The sequence below is a fragment of the Pseudomonas sp. H3_A02 genome, from assembly GCF_054671965.1.
This window is the reverse complement of record NZ_CP162807.1, coordinates 4,922,238-4,937,688: the sequence shown is the minus strand read 5'-3', so window position 1 is coordinate 4,937,688 and position 15,451 is coordinate 4,922,238. Positions and strand designations below refer to the sequence as shown.

16 protein-coding genes are annotated in these 15,451 nt (G+C 61.9%); 10 read left to right on the top strand and 6 right to left on the bottom strand.

From position 1 onward, the window contains the following. Nucleotide 1: 1 nt before the first annotated feature. Nucleotides 2-343: a hypothetical protein gene (locus AB4N80_RS21645; RefSeq protein ID WP_122566518.1), complete on the top strand. Its 342-nt coding sequence runs from the start codon at nucleotides 2-4 to the stop codon at nucleotides 341-343. A gap of 104 nt (nucleotides 344-447) precedes the next feature. Here the strand turns inward: AB4N80_RS21645 and AB4N80_RS21640 are convergent, their stop codons facing one another. After that, entirely contained in the window at nucleotides 448-1,350 is a 903-nt protein-coding gene (locus AB4N80_RS21640; RefSeq protein ID WP_122566384.1) for a LysR family transcriptional regulator, read from the bottom strand. Between the two features lie 92 nt (nucleotides 1,351-1,442). On the opposite strand from AB4N80_RS21640, the gene AB4N80_RS21635 reads away from it, so the two are divergent. From AB4N80_RS21635 to AB4N80_RS21620, 4 genes are all read left to right on the top strand, one after another. Then, entirely contained in the window at nucleotides 1,443-2,456 is a 1,014-nt protein-coding gene (locus tag AB4N80_RS21635) for an aldo/keto reductase (RefSeq protein WP_122566385.1), read from the top strand. A gap of 105 nt (nucleotides 2,457-2,561) precedes the next feature. Beyond that, the gene (locus AB4N80_RS21630) at nucleotides 2,562-3,356 is read left to right on the top strand and encodes a DeoR/GlpR family DNA-binding transcription regulator (protein ID WP_122566386.1); all 795 of its coding nucleotides are present in this window, start codon (nucleotides 2,562-2,564) and stop codon (nucleotides 3,354-3,356) included. Between the two features lie 118 nt (nucleotides 3,357-3,474). Continuing rightward, complete coding sequence (locus AB4N80_RS21625; RefSeq protein ID WP_122566387.1) at nucleotides 3,475-4,401, top strand: Gfo/Idh/MocA family protein; 927 nt, start codon at nucleotides 3,475-3,477, stop codon at nucleotides 4,399-4,401. 15 nt (nucleotides 4,402-4,416) lie between these two features. After that, nucleotides 4,417-5,112 carry a tRNA (adenine(22)-N(1))-methyltransferase gene (locus tag AB4N80_RS21620; RefSeq protein WP_305470677.1) on the top strand — a complete coding sequence of 232 codons (696 nt, stop codon included), beginning with the start codon at nucleotides 4,417-4,419 and terminating at the stop codon, nucleotides 5,110-5,112. A gap of 167 nt (nucleotides 5,113-5,279) precedes the next feature. Here AB4N80_RS21620 and AB4N80_RS21615 read toward each other — a convergent pair whose 3' ends face one another. Further along, nucleotides 5,280-5,657 carry a hypothetical protein gene (locus tag AB4N80_RS21615; protein ID WP_122566389.1) on the bottom strand — a complete coding sequence of 126 codons (378 nt, stop codon included), beginning with the start codon at nucleotides 5,655-5,657 and terminating at the stop codon, nucleotides 5,280-5,282. A gap of 113 nt (nucleotides 5,658-5,770) precedes the next feature. Between AB4N80_RS21615 and AB4N80_RS21610 the strand changes: the two genes are divergently transcribed. Continuing rightward, the gene (locus AB4N80_RS21610) at nucleotides 5,771-6,397 is read left to right on the top strand and encodes a hypothetical protein (RefSeq protein WP_354339064.1); all 627 of its coding nucleotides are present in this window, start codon (nucleotides 5,771-5,773) and stop codon (nucleotides 6,395-6,397) included. Between the two features lie 34 nt (nucleotides 6,398-6,431). On the opposite strand, the gene AB4N80_RS21605 is transcribed toward AB4N80_RS21610, so the two are convergent. Further along, nucleotides 6,432-7,157: a CPBP family intramembrane glutamic endopeptidase gene (locus AB4N80_RS21605; protein WP_460078734.1), complete on the bottom strand. Its 726-nt coding sequence runs from the start codon at nucleotides 7,155-7,157 to the stop codon at nucleotides 6,432-6,434. A 369-nt stretch (nucleotides 7,158-7,526) separates the two neighbouring features. On the opposite strand from AB4N80_RS21605, the gene AB4N80_RS21600 reads away from it, so the two are divergent. The 4 genes from AB4N80_RS21600 to AB4N80_RS21585 all read left to right on the top strand — a co-directional run bounded on the left by AB4N80_RS21600 (nucleotide 7,527) and on the right by AB4N80_RS21585 (nucleotide 9,663). After that, nucleotides 7,527-7,865, top strand: coding sequence for a DUF5629 family protein (locus AB4N80_RS21600; RefSeq protein WP_122566391.1), 339 nt, complete (start codon nucleotides 7,527-7,529; stop codon nucleotides 7,863-7,865). Continuing rightward, a complete protein-coding gene (locus AB4N80_RS21595; protein ID WP_305492218.1) occupies nucleotides 7,852-9,027 on the top strand; it encodes a lactonase family protein in 1,176 nt (391 codons plus the stop codon). Before AB4N80_RS21600 ends, AB4N80_RS21595 begins: the two co-directional genes overlap by 14 nt. A 156-nt stretch (nucleotides 9,028-9,183) precedes the next feature. Then, a complete protein-coding gene (locus AB4N80_RS21590) occupies nucleotides 9,184-9,363 on the top strand; it encodes a hypothetical protein (RefSeq protein ID WP_122566393.1) in 180 nt (59 codons plus the stop codon). A 174-nt stretch (nucleotides 9,364-9,537) separates the two neighbouring features. Further along, nucleotides 9,538-9,663: a hypothetical protein gene (locus tag AB4N80_RS21585; RefSeq protein WP_256587218.1), complete on the top strand. Its 126-nt coding sequence runs from the start codon at nucleotides 9,538-9,540 to the stop codon at nucleotides 9,661-9,663. A gap of 184 nt (nucleotides 9,664-9,847) precedes the next feature. Here the strand turns inward: AB4N80_RS21585 and AB4N80_RS21580 are convergent, their stop codons facing one another. Genes AB4N80_RS21580 through AB4N80_RS21570 form a run of 3 tightly spaced genes read right to left on the bottom strand, consistent with a single transcriptional unit; the run spans nucleotide 9,848 to nucleotide 15,329 of the window. Then, complete coding sequence (locus AB4N80_RS21580) at nucleotides 9,848-10,450, bottom strand: glutathione S-transferase (RefSeq protein WP_354339069.1); 603 nt, start codon at nucleotides 10,448-10,450, stop codon at nucleotides 9,848-9,850. Further along, nucleotides 10,447-14,088, bottom strand: coding sequence for an AAA family ATPase (locus AB4N80_RS21575; RefSeq protein ID WP_460078729.1), 3,642 nt, complete (start codon nucleotides 14,086-14,088; stop codon nucleotides 10,447-10,449). The genes AB4N80_RS21580 and AB4N80_RS21575 overlap by 4 nt, the downstream gene beginning before the upstream one ends. Beyond that, nucleotides 14,085-15,329 (bottom strand): exonuclease SbcCD subunit D C-terminal domain-containing protein, encoded by a 1,245-nt coding sequence (locus AB4N80_RS21570; protein ID WP_460078727.1) that lies wholly within the window; start codon nucleotides 15,327-15,329, stop codon nucleotides 14,085-14,087. Before AB4N80_RS21570 ends, AB4N80_RS21575 begins: the two co-directional genes overlap by 4 nt. Nucleotides 15,330-15,451: the final 122 nt, after the last annotated feature.

The window sequence follows — 15,451 nt, the reverse complement described above, 5'->3', positions numbered from 1 at the left end:
CATGCGCCCTTTATTTTTGCTTGCCCTGGCGTTTTCCCCGTTATTGCTGGCCGGTTGTGCCTCTGCACCGAACGACCCGACCCTGACCTTGCAGACCAGCAAGACACCGGCCCAATACGCCGAATGCGTCGTACCGAAGTTGCAGGGCAATGCCTTGAACCCGATGGTCTCGCAGACCCAGCGCAGCTACCGCATCGTGGTGCCGAGCAAGGTGTCGGCGGACAACGTGCTGGAGGCCTACAAGGCCGGCAACGGCGGCAAGGTATTCATCTACGAGCGGCACTTGCTGGCCTCCAACCTCCTGCCTTCGAGTTTTGAACGCGCCGCACAGGAATGCATCTGACCGGCCCGTAAACGTTTTCACCGTGCTCCTTTGGTTGGCCGCAACCAACCAATTCCCTTGCCCCGCACCGTCTTCGGTCGCGGGGCTTTTTTTGCCTGCCGGTTTCAGGTTAGCCAATCATCCGCTCGGATGAACTCGATGAGCGCTTTCAGGGCCGGTGGCACATGGCGTCGGCTGGGGTAATAGAGAAAAAACCGGCTCGGCGGCGCTTTCCATTGCGCAAGCAGTTCCGTGAGATACCCACTGCGCAGGTCATCGCGCGCCAATTCCTCGTAGACGTAGGCAATCCCGGCGCCATCTTTCGCCGCATGGATCATCAAAGCATCGTCTTCAAGCATGAGCGGGCCGGTGACGGACAAACGGATCGGTTGCCCCTCTGCCTGATACTCCCAAGCGTAGAGTTTGCCGCTGGGAAAACGCCGGGCGATGCAGGCATGGTCGAGCAAATCCCGTGGAACCTGGGCAATCCCCTTCGCGGCCAGGTAGGTTGGCGCGGCCACGGTCACGAACGATTGAGGGGGGCCGACAGGGACGGCGATCATGTCACCGGCCAGGCTTTCGCCAAAGCGCACGCCGGCGTCAAAACCGCCGCTCACGATATCGGTCAAGCCATCATCGGTGACCAGTTCCAATTGAATGCGCGGATACCTGGCCACGAATGGCCCAAGTACTTTCGCAAATACTGCACGCGCCGCCGGACGCGCCACGTTGAGGCGAAGCTTGCCGGCGGGCACGTCCTGCAGCGAGGTCAACTGCGTCAAGGCATCGGCAACCTGCTGCAGGGTAGGGGCCAGCGTTGCCAATAGTTGGTGGCCGGCCTCGGTCGGGGTCACGCTGCGCGTGGTGCGGTTGAGCAGCCTGACACCCAGGCGTGCTTCCAGCGCCCGCATTGCGTGGCTCAATGCCGAGGCCGAAACACCCCGCTCGTCGGCGGCCTTGCGAAAGCTGCGATGGCGAGCGACGGCGGCAAAGGCATCCAGCTCGGAAAGGTCGGGATGCTGACTCATGAATAATGCTCAGTAGTTCAAATACGATTACCCATCTTATCGTCATGAGATCGCTCACGGATACTGCCTGCCTCATCTGTGGAGAACTGGCTATGCAAACCAATCGTCTTGGATCATCGGACTTCCTGATTTCGCCCATTGGCCTGGGAACCTGGGCCATTGCTGGCACCGGCTGGGAATACAGTTGGGGCGCGCAGGACGACGAGGACAGCCTGGGCGCCCTTGAATACGCTGTCGAGCGCGGGGTGAACTGGATCGATACGGCGGCGGTTTATGGGCTGGGCCATGCCGAGCGACTGGTCGGGCAGCTGTTGCGCCGGGTGCCGGCTTCGCGGCGTCCGTTGGTGTTCACCAAGGGCAGTCTGGTCTGGGACCCGGTCACCAAGGCAATTTCACACTCGCTGGCGCCTGGGTCATTGCTCGCCGAGGTCGAGGCAAGTTTGCGCCGACTGCAAGTCGAAACCATCGACCTTTATCAGATCCACTGGCCGGCCTTTCCTGCCGACGGCAGCAGTGAAGGGATCGAGGAGGCACTTTCGGCGTTGGTCACCGCCCGCGAGCAGGGGAAAATCCGCGCTATCGGCGTCTCCAATTTTGATGTCGCGCAACTCAAGCGGGCTCAGGCGGTGACCGAGATCATCTCACTCCAGCCGCCTTATTCCGCCTTGATGCGGGACATCGAGGAGGACGTCCTGCCATTTTGCGAGCAGGCCGGAATGGGTGTCCTGGCCTATTCCACCCTTCAATCGGGACTGCTGTCCGGTAGCATGACGCGTGAGCGCATCGCCCAATTGCCCGACGACGATTGGCGAAAGGCCCGAAGCGCGGATTTCCAGGAGCCTCGCTTGAGCGCGAACCTGGCGTTGGTCGAGGTTTTGGCCGGTATTGGTGAACGGCACGGGGTGAGCGCGGCGGCAGTCGCCATCGCCTGGGCGCTGCGCAAACCGGTGGTGGCCGGCGCCATCGTCGGTGCTCGCCGTCCCGGACAGGTCGATGGGCTGATTGCCGGCTCGCAGCTGCGCCTCAGTGCCGAGGAGATCGACGAGATTCAACCTTTCCTGCCCTTGGGTATGGGCACGAATGTCCCTGGGGCGCTTGAGCTTTAACGTTTGGCAGCCCGCTTGAACGAGCGGGTTTGACGCCTCGCTGCATAATCGGCACTATTTGCTCGTTTGTGATCATTAGTGCTCGTTTATGCAGGTTGTAGCATCATGACTTCTCCTCACGAAACGTTCCCCGGCGAACGCCAGCAATTGATCAGCCAGCGTCTCGCTCGGTATGGCCGGGTGATCGCGGCTGACCTGGCCAGCGAATTCAATGTCTCCGAACACTCGATCCGGCGTGATCTGGGCGCATTGGCAGCGGCGGGGGTGTGCAAGCGCGTTTATGGCGGCGCGATACTCTTGCCCGCTGCCGAAGGGTCGATGGAGGCGCGCGTGCGTAAAGACCCGGCGCGCAAGGGCAGCCTCGGCCAAGCGGCCGCTGCATTGTTGCGCGCGGGCCAACACGTGTTTATCGACGCCGGGTCGACCAACCTGGCCGTCGCCTGCGCTATCGATCCGCACCTGCAATTGACCCTCACCACCAATTCGCCGTTGATTGCGGTTCAGTTGATGAAACTGCCCCGCGCCGAGGTCATCCTGCTGGGTGGCCGCTTGAGTCCAAACGCGGGAGGTGTGATCGGGCTGACGGCTGTCCAGCAATTGCGCCAATTCAGTTTCGACGTGTGTGTCCTCGGCGCCTGCGCCATCGATCCCGACAATGGCGTCACGGCGTTCGGCCTGGACGACGCGGAGTTCAAGCGCGCGGTGGTCGCGGCAAGTGGGCAGGTGATCGCGGCGGTGACCAATGAAAAGCTGTCCAGCGTTGCCCACTACCAGGTGGCCTCCTGCGAAGAAGTCGCCGCCCTGGTGGTGGAGCACGATGCGCCCCGTGAGCGACTCGAACCCTTCTTCGGCCGGGTGACCAACGTCGTGACGGCTGCCCGTGAACAGCGCCGTACCTGATGCCTTTGCCGCCGTGAACTCGACAATCGGATAGATACTGCACGGCCCCCATTGTCCGCCAGGCGATTTGCGTCTAGTTTGCTGCCCGATCACAAGTACAAAAAATCAGGAGTCATCGATGCAACCGATTCGTCTCGGCCTGGTGGGCTACGGCAAGATTGCCCAGGATCAACACGTTCCAGCCATCCACGCCAACCCCGCATTTCAACTGGTGGCGGTCGCCACGCAAGGGCAACCCTGCGCCGGGGTGGAGAACTTCCGGTCCCTGGGCGAGCTGCTCGAAAACGGCCCGCACGTCGATGCGATTGCGTTTTGCACGCCGCCACAAGGTCGATTTGCCCTGGTGCAACAAGCGCTGGCGGCCGGTAAACACGTCCTGGTGGAAAAACCGCCGTGCGCCACCCTGGGCGAGGCCATGGCCTTGGTGGAGCAAGTTCGCGAGCAAGACGTCAGCGGCCTGTTCGCCTGGCATTCCCGTTACGCCCCGGGCATCGAAGCCGCCCGTGACTGGCTGGCCAGTCGCACCGTGCACAGCGTCCAGATCGATTGGAAGGAAGACGTGCGCAAGTGGCACCCCGGCCAGGCGTGGATCTGGCAGCCCGGTGGCCTGGGTGTCTTCGATCCGGGCATCAATGCCTTGTCGATTGCGACCCATTTGTTGGCGTTGCCGTTGTTCGTGGAGTCCGCCGAGTTGCGCGTGCCGGACAACTGCCAGTCGCCGATTGCCGCCAGCATCAAGATGGCCGACGCGCGTCACCTCGATATTCGTGCGGAGTTCGATTTCGACCATGGTCATGATGAACTCTGGAGCATCGAGATTCGCTGCGCCGAAGGCGTCCTGCGCCTGGACAACGGCGGTGCGCTGTTGAGCATCGATGGCGTGCGCCAGGCCGTCTCCGAGGAAGGTGAGTACGCCGCGGTATATCGGCATTTCCAGCAACTGATCAACGACAAAGCCAGTGACATGGACCTGCAGCCACTGCGGTTGGTCGCGGACAGCTTTTTTGTCGGCAGTCGGACGGCGGTCGAGCCGTTCTACGATTAACCCAGGGAACTGCAGTTGAACGAACAGACCTTGTCCATGCGCCTGGAGCGCGTGGCGGCGCATATGCCGGCGGGTGCGCGCCTGGCCGATATCGGCTCGGATCACGCTTACCTGCCGGTGGCCTTGCTGCGCCGTGGCGCTATTGAGACGGCGGTGGCCGGCGAGGTGGCGTTGACGCCGTTGCGCGCCGCCGAGCGCACCGTGGGCGAGAATGGCCTGGAGCAATGGATCAGCGTGCGCCTGGCCGACGGCCTGGCGGCAATCGAGCCGGAAGACGAGATCACGGCGATCAGTCTCTGTGGCATGGGCGGCGAAACGATCCGCGACATCCTGGACAGTGGCAAAGCTCGGCTGAGCGGGCGGGAGCGGCTGATCCTGCAACCCAACGGCGGCGAACAACCGCTGCGCCAATGGCTGATGGAGAACGACTACCGCATCCTTTGCGAGGAAGTGCTGCGGGAAAACCGTTTCTACTACGAGATCATCGTCGCCGAGCGCGCCGGGCCGGTGACGTACACCGCCGAGCAGCTGTACTTCGGCCCACTGCAGATGCAAGCCCGAACCCCGATTTTCCTGGCCAAGTGGCAACGCCTGTTGCGCCAGAAGCAAAAGACCCTCACCAGCTTTGCCAAGGCGCGGCAGGCTGTGCCCGAAGAGAAACTGCACGACATCACACGGCAGGTCCGTTGGATCACTGAGCTGTTGGCTTGAGTTGCATTGAGGTTGGATGTGCCGACGTCATCGCGAGCAAGCTCGCTCCCACAAGGGGGTGTGATAGGTCGGAATGCTGTGAACACCCGCAATCCCCTGTGGGAGCGAGCTTGCTCGCGATGAGGCCATCACTGACTTGAAAAATTCCACGGTCTTCAGCCGGCTGCTTACCGACTCACCACCGGGTAATGCTTGATACGACACGCATACGAGTTGCCGTCGCCCTTACAGACGCCATCCAGGTAACGGTAGTCGACCTGTACCGACTGTCCTTTCCCGGGCCATTGGCGGCGAGGGAGCGTGGCTTGGTAGTCCGGGGTTTCCGGAGTGAAGGTGAGTAACGAGCCTTGCGCCGGACACTCCACCGAAGAGGTCTTCGGCCTGACTTTCATCACCTGCGCCTGAAGCTGAGGATAGGGTTGTTTCAGCACCTCGACGATGCGCAGCTCCATCTGGCAGATCTGCCACGTTGAGGCCTGGACGGGCTCGCCCATGAAGGAGAGCGTCAAGGCAAGCAGTCCGAGACAGGCTGTGTGGGTGTTCATGGTTGACCTTGTTTGAAGTGCTGACGTTGGCGAATCATAGCTTGGTATTGTGGCCCTCGGCAGGGTGGTGGCACTATGCCTACAGTCTTTAGGCCATTACAAGGAAGTGATCCATGCCCGGCATCCCAAACGTCGCGTCAGCGTTCTGCGAATTCATGCAATCGTGGGAAGAGGACCGCAAATACCTGCCGTCCTCCATCAGTGCCCTGGCCAACGGTTTCGAGGGCTGGCTGAAGTTCGAGTTTTATTTCTGGCTGATCCACGCCCGTCGACTTCGTGGTCCCGACCGTGAGCTGGCGGACGTTGGCGTCGAGTACAAGGTGGCGCTCGATCAGCGTTGGTCGCAGATGGACATCCTCACCAAACAATGCGATTTGTGGATTCGCGACCAGGATGAAAAGCGCTTTCACTTCATTGAACTCAAGACACCTTTCGCCAATGCCAACCAGGGCAAGATGTTTGAAAGTGCCGCCAAAGATTATTGGTACATGACCCGGCTGAAATCCCAGGCGGAAAAGGTAGCAACGGGCAGCGTCATTATCTTTGGCGTGAACTTTGACCAGGCGCGCTGGGAAAAGCACCTCCAGTACATTGAGGAGTATGCCGGCTACATCGAGCATTCATCCAAGGCATCGGGCACCGTGCCAGGCGTGGAGGGCTTGAGGTGGGCGGTCTTGACCATGCACTACCCGCAGATAGGTGAGATCCCTCTGCCGCACGCCGAGGTTCAGGCGCCGTGAAGCCGTAGAGGGTCGCTGGCCTGGCACTGCTGGCTCAACCGTAAAGCCCCATCAACGAGAAAGACTTGTCCGTGGTCAGTGCGACAACTTCGGCCAGCGAATGCAGGAGCACCGGCACCAGCAGGCCACCGCTGACCACCCTGGCAACGGCGAACACGCCGCCACAGGCGAAGATCAGCACGACGGTTATCCAATTCCCGTATTGGATGTGCATGCCGGCGAAGATGGCTGAGGTCACGATGATCGCGATCCATGTCCAGGCACGGCTGTTCTCGTAGGGAAACAGCCGGAGCATGTAATGGCGGAAGAACAGCTCTTCGGTGATGGGCGGCAGCACGATCAGCGAGGCAATCTTGATCGCAACCTGCCAACTGTTGAGCCCGTCCAGGAGCTCGGCCATGAACACCTCACGCGGCAACCCGAGCACGAAGACGGCGACCCCAAAAAGCAGGTAGGTCCCGATAATGCTGATCGCCCCCCACTGCAGGGGTTTGCGAATGGCATGGCCGCGCCACTGCGTGCGCGAATCGGCGCGGTATTGCAAGGCGAAGAGGGCGAGGAGAACGAGCGCGGTGATGCCCGAGGTGGTCGTGAACGTCAGGTAGGCCTGCATGTCCGCGGGGACGAAAAGGACCTCGGGCATCGCGGCCAGGAAGACGATCAGGGTGGCCAGCACAAACATCCCGAGCCGGGGAAAGAAGCGGTAGGGCGATAAAGTAGAAGCGGGTGCAAACTCAGGGGCGGCACTTAGATTCGTCACTGTCACTCCATGAGTGCAAGGAAAAAGGGCATGATGCCAGTGTTTTGATCGTCTGGGATGAGTTCCTACCGGCTTTGTGGAGAGGTACGCAATTGGCCCTGCGACTCGGTGCTTGCAGGAGGGGGTTATCAAGGTTGTCTGGCGCGACTGGAGGTGGGGAGTCTCACTACGTCGAACTTTTGTGGGGTAAGGAACAGGTACCCGCGCCACTGCTCCACCGCTATCGCGAGCAAGCTCGCTCCCACATTTGATCGTCGGCAGATGCAACATTCATGTTCAATACAGAACCTCTGTGGGAGCGCTTGCTCGCGATGGCGATCTACCCGTCGAAACGCTTTCGAACCTTATGGCCCAAGGCCCACTCCCACATTGGGTTATCATGGCAACTTTCCCAATGACCGACTGATCACCATGACTGCCGTAACCGACACCCTGCTCGATACCCTTGAAACCTGCGACATGCTGATCATTGACAAGCTGCATGCGTTCGATTTTTCCCTCGACGAGCAGGATCAACTGCACGTCGAGTGCATGAACGGTCGTACCCGCGAGCATTGGCGTTTCACACCGGCGCAGATGCAGGCCGCGACCTTCGATACAACCCGCAATCACTGGGTCATCACCAGTGATTCGGGTGATCACCATCTGGAGTGCATAAAGGCATTCGGCGGTCACGACGATGAGGACGACGAAGATGAAAGTGCGTAGTCTCTGGCCGCTGTTGATGGCCGGAAGCCTGGGGGCCATGGGCGTCCAGGCGGACACCGAAGAACGTCATCAACTGCTGGTGGGGTCCTACACTGCCGGGCAGAGCCAAGGTATCTACCGGTTGCAGTTCGACAGCCGTACTGGCCAGATCGACGCGAACCCGTTGCAAGTGATCAAGACTGACAACCCTTCATGGCTGACCCTTTCCAAGGACATGACCCGGCTGTTTGTGGTCAACGAAAACGGACCGGGCCAGAAAGACCCGGTGGGCAAGGTCAGCAGCTACGCCATCGACCCGAAGACCCATGCCATCAGCCTGATCAACCAGGTGCAATCCCTGGGCAACGAGCCGACCCACTCCAGCCTCAGCGGCGATGGCCGGCATTTGCTGGTCAGCAACTATTCGGTGGTGGAAGACCCGGGCGGCACCCTGGCGGTGTTGCCGCTGGGCGCTGACGGCACGCTGTCGCCGGTGGTGCAATTGAGCAGTCATCAGCCGAGCCGGGTCAACCCCGAGCGGCAGATGTCGGCCCACGTGCACGCGGCGGTGTCGTCGCCCGATGGCAGGTACGTGTTCGCCAACGACCTGGGGGCGGACAAGGTGTTCATCTACCGCTACGACCCCAAGGCCAATCCCGAGCTGCCACTGACCGCCGCCGCCCCGGCCTTCGTGCAGTTGCCACCTGGCAGCGGCCCGCGTCACCTGCTGTTCAGCGCTGACGGCAAGCACGCCTGGCTGACCATGGAAATGAGCGCGCAAGTGGCGGTGTTCGATTACCAGGACGGTCGCCTTACCCAGCGCCAACTGGTCGACCTGGCCGCCGGCAAACCCCAGCCGGGCAGGGCGGCGGCTGCGTTGCATGCTTCCAGGGATGGCAAGTTCCTCTACGTCAGCAACCGTGGCACCACCAACGAAGTGCTGGTGTTCGCCATCGACCCGGCCGCCGGCACGCTCAAAGAGCTGCAGCGGCGCTCGGTGGAAGGCGATCATCCGCGGGAGTTCAGCCTCGATCCGAGCGGGAAATTCCTGTTGATTGCCAACCAGAAGAGCAACCAGATCGTGGTGGTCGAGCGTGATCCGAAGACCGGCCTGCTGGGTAAAACCGTGCAGAAAATGCCGATGGAGGCGCCGAGCGACCTGAAGTTCATCGTCCGTCAATAGACCGCAGGCCCCGGTTTTCGGGGCCTGCACCGTTGTATCAACGAGACTGATAGTCGCTAGTATTACAAAGCATTTCAAGGCGAGACGCCTCGGCGCGTAAGTTTGCTCCACGGCCCAACCGGGCAAGTCAGCCAACTGAATCCGAGGTCTACCGCCATGAATCTGAATCTCTTCTCCGTGATCGCCGCTTCCGCCATCTCTGCCACCGTGGCGCTGCCCGCCAGTGCCAGCGTCGAGATCAGCGACAAGAAAAACCGCACCCACAGCTACACCGAGAAATACCTGCAACAAAGCGCCAACTTCTATGCGGCGCTGGACCACAAGAATCAACACTGAAATCTCGTGCAACGACTGAAGCCTGCGATCTTTTCATCTTCACTGAACATCGGGTGAAAGAGAAAAGATCGCAGGCTTCGCCGTTTCTGAAGAAATCCTGCTGTAATATCACTTGGCCATGTGTTTAAATTTGACGCTGATAAATTGACTCCTTCGCAGATAAGGATCGACACCATGGCGATGCGTTTGGCAGTGATGCTGCTGTTTCTCTATTCCACGCCGATTGTTTCGGCGGCCCAACCGGATGCGGGCGAGTTGGAAGTGGCGCGTGAGCGATTATTGAGTTTGCTGAGCGACTGATTGGATCAGGCCGCAACGGGGTTGCTTGATTGCCTTTGTGGCGAGGGAGCTTGCTCCCGCTCGATTGCGCAGCAATCGCAAAAGGGTCCGCTGCGCGGCCCAGCGGGAGCAAGCTCCCTCGCCACAGAATTTCCCTTAGCCACAAGCTCCTTTGATTACAAAAGTGCGCTCACCGAGCAAATGGTTACTTGACCATGATCGCCACGAACAACTCGGACTCCAGATACCTCTGCAACCAATCCTGTAGCCGGGGATAGGGCGCCTGGGCAAACCAGTCGCGGTCGACATGGGCGAACTGCCGCACGAATGGCATCAGCGCCGCATCGGCCAAGCTCTGGTGCTCCGCCACCAGAAACGGCCGGGTCTCAAGCAATGCCTCCAGGCGGCGTAGAAAGGCCTCACCCTCGTGGCGGTAACGCTCCTTCGGGTACTCGGGGTGGCGTTCGGGGTATTTGTAGCGATTCAAGTGCAGTTTGAACACCTGGTCGTTTTCCTCGATCAACGCCGCCGTCAACGCCTGGCCGTCGGCATCGTCCCGTAGCCTCCAGTCTTGCGGATCGTGCTGGGCCAAGGCCCAGTTCATGATCTCCAGGCTTTCATCGATCACCCGGCCATCGACCTGCAGCACCGGCACCGTGCCTTTGCTGGAGAGGGCGAGCATCTCGGCTGGCTTGGCCTTCAGGCTGACTTCGACAATTGCCACGTCGACCGCGCTGTAACGCAATGCCATGCGCGCGCGCATCGCATAGGGGCAGCGGCGGAAGGAATAGAGCGTGGCGCGGCTCATTTCACCTCCACCGTACTCAACCCGTTGCCTTGGCGCCGCACCTGGATCTGCACCGGGATCCGCTCGTGCATTTCCTGCACGTGTGAAATCACCGCGACCTTGCGGCCCTGGGCCTGCAAGCCGTCGAGGGCGTCCATCGCCAGTTGCAGCGATTCAGGGTCGAGGCTACCGAAGCCTTCGTCGATGAACAGCGATTCGATCTTCAATGTGCTGGAGGCCATCGAGGCCAGGCCCAAGGCCAGGGCGAGGGAGACCAGAAAGGTTTCGCCGCCGGACAACGAATGCACCGAGCGCAGTTCATCGCCCATTTCCGTGTCCATCACCAGCAACCCGAGCATGCTGCCGCCGCGCTTGAGCCGGTACCGGCGCACCAGTTGTCGCAGTTGGGCATTGGCGTGATGCACCAGCAAGTCGAGGTTGTAGGCCTGGGCCAACTTGCGGAAGCGGTCACCGGTGGCCGAGCCGATCAGGGCATCGAGGCGCGCCCAGCGCTGGTACTCGGCGTAGGCCTGTTCGATCTGCCGGGCCAGGGCCTGATTGGCGTTCTGTCGGCGCTGGTCCTCGGCCTGTTCGGCGCGCAGTTCGGCGCAACGCTGTTCGCTGGCGGCGAATTGAGTTTGCAGTTCGACGAGGGCTTCGGCCAGTTGCTCGGGCGCCAGGTTGCCGTTGTGCTGGGCCTGGTGGTTGTGCAGGCGCTGCTCGCGTTCGGTGAGCAATACGCGGGCCTGTTCGATGGCTTTTTCGCTGTTGAGCAAGCGCTGGCGCAACTGGCCGACGTGTTGCTCGTCCAGGCTGAGCAGGGCCTCAAGGGCGGCATCGTCCAGTTCAGGGTGGCCGGCGCGCCACTGCGCGATACCCGTGGCCAGCGCCTGAAGTTCGTGGTCCAGGGTTTGCGCCTGCTCCTGGCGGGCCTTGAGTTCGGCGGCCAATTGCACAAGGTTGTTGCGCACTTGCTGCAACTGCTGGTTGGCCGTCGCCTCGGCCTCCCGGGTCTGTTCCAGGCGCTGGTCGAGTTGGTGCTGCCAGTGTTCGGCACTGGGGTGTTCGCCGAGCAGTTGCGCGAGTTTCTCCTGGCAGGCCTGCTGTTGCTCGCTCAGGGCGTTGAATTGCAGGCGGGACGCTTCCAGTTGCTGAATGCGGGTCTGCTGGCGGTCCTGTTCTTTCTCCAGGGTCTGCTGGCGCTGGAGTTGTTCGCTCAGTTCGTCGCGCTGCTGCTCCAATTGCTCCAGGCGCTGGGCGATCTGCTGGTCCAGTTGCAAGAAGGTCGCGGCGGGCTCGCTGCGCAAGGCCTGCAAGGTGTCGGCCGGCAGCAGGGTGCTGAAGTGGTTCAATTCCTCGTCCAGGCGCTGACGATCGCGGGCCAGTTCTTGCTGCTGGTTGCCCAGGTGCTGTGAGGCCTGCTGGCTGGTGGCTTCGGCTTCGCGCAGGCGCTGGCCCATGCGTGCGACGTCCTGCTGCAAAGTCAGCAGGGCGGCTTGCCGTTGTTCGTCCTGGCTGATGCGCAGGTGCAATTGGCTGTTCTGTTGGGTCAGCCAGGCGTCACGCTTGTTCGAGTCCTGGGCCAGCAGTTGCGCCGACAGCGGGTGAGCTTCCAGGCTGGGTGCCAGGCCTTGTTGCTGGCTGGCGAGCTGTTCCTGTTGCTGTTTGAGTTCCTTGAGCTGGGCGATGACCCCGCTGTACTGCGCCCGCAGGTCGATGACTTTTTCATTGAGCTGCTCGACGGCTTTGCGGGCGTTGGCCTCTTCGGTTTCATCGAAGCGCCCGAGGTTTTCCAGCAGGGCTTCGGGCTGATGATAAGGATGCTCGACGCTGCCACACACCGGGCAGGGCTGCTCGTCCTGCAACTGTGCGCGCAGCTGTTCGACGCTTTCGCTGCGGGCCAGGCGCTGGCGTTCCAGCAGTGCGCGGGTCACGGTCAGGGTCTGTTCGGCGAGGGTCAGTTCGGCCTTGGCTTCGCCGCCCTCACGCACCAGGCGGTCACGCTCCTGCAACGCTTGTTGTTGGCGTTGCTCAAGCTCGGCCCCCCGTTTGTCCAGCTCTTGCTGACTGGCCCACAGCCGGGTCAGGTCTTCGAAGGCGCGCAGTTGCTTGCGGTTGTCTTGCAGCAGGGTTCCGAGCAATTGGATTTGTTCGGCCACGGCCTCGGGTTCGGCGCCGGCTTCCTTGTACAGCACCTCGAGGTCTTGCCGGCGGTTGGCCAATTCCTCGGCGGCACGGGCGGCACCTTGTTCCAGCGTGGCGAGTTCGGCCTGGCCCTGGTTCAGGCGATTGCCGATCAGCATCAGTTGTTGGAGGCGGTCGCGATAGGCGTTCCAGGCGTCGCTCAGCGGTGCCAGGTGCGTGCTTTGTTCAAGTTCGCCGGCGATTCGCTGCAAGCGCTCGACCACCTGTTTTTGCTGATCGAGCAAGGTGTCGATGGCTCGCTGGCCTTCGCTGCAGGCCTGTTGCGCCTGTTCCTGGCGCTCGGCGGACTGGCTGGCGTCCCTGACAAGGCGGGCGAGGGTGCTTTGCTCTTCAAAAGCTTGGCGCAATAACGGCGCGCTGTCGCTGCTTTGTTGTCGAGCCTCAGCCAGTGCCAGTTGCGTGACGCCCAGGCCTGTTTCCAGTTCGGCTTGCTGTTGGTGCAGGTCGATTTGCTGCTGGGTGAGCTGCTGGATCTGCGCGGCCAAGGGGTCGAGTTGCCGGCTCAACTCCGTCTGGCGGATGAACTGATGGCGTTGGGGCGCCAGTTGTTCCAGGCGGGTCAGTTTCAGGCGTTCGTCGGCCAGGGCGTTCCAATCGGCCTGGGCCTGTTGCAACTGCTCGGCGGCGCTGGTGTGTTCGTCCTGCAACTGGCGCAGGTCGCGCAGCCAGGTGTGTTGCTGCTCCAGTTGCTTGAGTTGCGCCTGTTGGGTCTTGAGTTGTTGCTGGGCGTCGTTGAAGCGCTGGTCGAGCTCGGCCCGGGCCTCGGGGGCCAAAGGCGTGACACCGGTGGCCTGGTCCTGCAACTGCCGGTGGCTGTCCTTGGCTTGCTTGGCCTTGTCGAAGGCACGGCGGCCGAGGCGGGTATACAGGGCGGTGTCGGTGAGTTTTTCCAGCAGTTCGCTGCGGTCGTTGTCATCGGCCTTGAGGAACGCGCTGAACTCGCTCTGGGCCAGCAACACGGCGCGGGTGAACTGCTCGAAATTCAGGCCCAGGGCGGCTTCGAGCTGGGTCTTGTATTCGCCTTTCTGGCTCGCCAGCAGTTGATCGTTGTCCAGGTCCCGCAGGCTCTGGCGGCTGGCTTGCAACTTGCCGCCGGCCTTTTCCCGGGCGCGATTGGCTTCCCAGCGGGCCCGGTAGCGGCGCCCGTCGATGCCGCGAAAATCCACTTCGGCAAAGCCATCGCCGGTGCCACGGCGCAACAGCGTGCGCGGATCGCCCGTGGCAATCTCACCATCGACGTCCGGCACCTTGGCATCGCGACCGGTGTTGTTGAGGCGCGGCACGGCGCCGAACAGCGCCAGGCACAAGGCGTCGAGCAGCGTGCTCTTGCCGGCGCCAGTGGGACCGGTGATGGCGAACAGGCCGGCACTGGCCAAGGGTTCGGCGGTGAAATCAATTTCAAACGGCCCGGCCAGGGACGCCAGGTTCTTCAGGCGGATGGCGAGAATCTTCATGGCTGCTCGTTCTCCATCTGCACGTCTTGCAACAGCACGGCAAAGTCCTTGAGGGTCTGTTCGTCCACTTCGTTGCCGTAGGTGTTCTGCCAGGCGCGGCTGAACAGTTCCTGCGGGCTGAGTTGATCCAGTTCCACCAGCGCGCTGCCGTCATCGGCACTGCCGGCGCCACCGTTGCCGGCGTACTCGGCGGCGATCCGTACCAGGCGCACGGCCTTGCCTTGCAGCGCGGTTTCAACCTGGTGGCGCAGGTCGGGCTGCGGTTCGTCGAGGCGCACCCGCACTTCCAGCCAGGGTTGGCGCTGGACGTCGGCCAGCAGGTCGATGTCGGGCAGGTCCTTGAGTTGCCCCAGGATATCGGCCAGGGGCGCCGGGCCCAGGCGTTGCAGGTTGACGGCCCGGGGAATCAGGCGGGGTTCGACCTTGACCAGGGTCTCGCCGTCCAGGGTGATGTCGAGGATCTGATGCTGGTAACCAATCTCCGAGAATGACAGCGGGATCGGCGAGCCGCTGTAGCGGATGCGCTCTTCACCGTTGACCTTCTGCGGCTTGTGCAAGTGACCGAGGGCGACGTAGCTGATGCTCGGGCCGAACAGGCTGGCGGGCAGGGCCTCGGCGTTGCCGATGATCAGGCTGCGCTCGGAATCCTCGGACACCGAACCGCCGGCCATATGCGCATGGCTGATGGCGATCAGCGCCTGGCCTTTCTTGCGCTTGCTGTTGGCCGCGGCGATCAGCCACTCATGCACCTGGCCGATACCCCGCAGGTAGTCGTCGCCCAGTTGCGCGCCGGTGACTTCGGCGGGGCGCAGGAACGGCAGGGCCAGGCACCACGCCTTGACCTTGCCCTTGGCATCGGGCAACGGCAGCAACAGGCGCTCGACATCCAATTGGCCGTCGTCCAGCCACAACACCCGGCCCAGGGCGTGGGTGCGCAAGCGTCGCATCAGCGGCGCAGGCAATTCGATACGCGAGCCGGAGTCGTGGTTGCCGGCGATCATCACGATGGTCAGGTTGGCGTTTTGTTCATGGGCGCTGACGATGAAATCGTAGAGCCGCTCCTGGGCTTTGACCGGCGGGTTGACGGTGTCGAAGATGTCGCCGGCGATCAACAGCACGTCGGGTTTTTCGTGGGTCAGCTGACGCAGCAGCCAGTCGAGGAAACAGGCGTGTTCGAAATCGCGTTCCTGACCGTGCAGGTTTTGTCCCAGGTGCCAGTCGGAGGTGTGAAACAGACGCAAGGCAAACTCCAGAAAACAGATAATGGCCGCGGTGAAGAGGGGGGCGGCTAAAAGAAGCAGAGTTTACTGGGAAACTGGGGGGAGGACTTGTTCAACTTCGAGGTATCTGCTGCAGCGCGATC

What these genes read in the sequence shown, in the direction of transcription:
- AB4N80_RS21645 (WP_122566518.1), top strand. Translation starts at nt 2, where the DNA reads ATGCGCCCTTTATTTTTGCTTGCCCTGGCGTTTTCCCCGTTATTGCTG.
- AB4N80_RS21640 (WP_122566384.1), bottom strand. Translation starts at nt 1,350, where the DNA reads ATGAGTCAGCATCCCGACCTTTCCGAGCTGGATGCCTTTGCCGCCGTC.
- AB4N80_RS21635 (WP_122566385.1), top strand. Translation starts at nt 1,443, where the DNA reads ATGCAAACCAATCGTCTTGGATCATCGGACTTCCTGATTTCGCCCATT.
- AB4N80_RS21630 (WP_122566386.1), top strand. Translation starts at nt 2,562, where the DNA reads ATGACTTCTCCTCACGAAACGTTCCCCGGCGAACGCCAGCAATTGATC.
- AB4N80_RS21625 (WP_122566387.1), top strand. Translation starts at nt 3,475, where the DNA reads ATGCAACCGATTCGTCTCGGCCTGGTGGGCTACGGCAAGATTGCCCAG.
- AB4N80_RS21615 (WP_122566389.1), bottom strand. Translation starts at nt 5,657, where the DNA reads ATGAACACCCACACAGCCTGTCTCGGACTGCTTGCCTTGACGCTCTCC.
- AB4N80_RS21610 (WP_354339064.1), top strand. Translation starts at nt 5,771, where the DNA reads ATGCCCGGCATCCCAAACGTCGCGTCAGCGTTCTGCGAATTCATGCAA.
- AB4N80_RS21595 (WP_305492218.1), top strand. Translation starts at nt 7,852, where the DNA reads ATGAAAGTGCGTAGTCTCTGGCCGCTGTTGATGGCCGGAAGCCTGGGG.
- AB4N80_RS21590 (WP_122566393.1), top strand. Translation starts at nt 9,184, where the DNA reads ATGAATCTGAATCTCTTCTCCGTGATCGCCGCTTCCGCCATCTCTGCC.
- AB4N80_RS21585 (WP_256587218.1), top strand. Translation starts at nt 9,538, where the DNA reads ATGGCGATGCGTTTGGCAGTGATGCTGCTGTTTCTCTATTCCACGCCG.
- AB4N80_RS21580 (WP_354339069.1), bottom strand. Translation starts at nt 10,450, where the DNA reads ATGAGCCGCGCCACGCTCTATTCCTTCCGCCGCTGCCCCTATGCGATG.
- AB4N80_RS21575 (WP_460078729.1), bottom strand. Translation starts at nt 14,088, where the DNA reads ATGAAGATTCTCGCCATCCGCCTGAAGAACCTGGCGTCCCTGGCCGGG.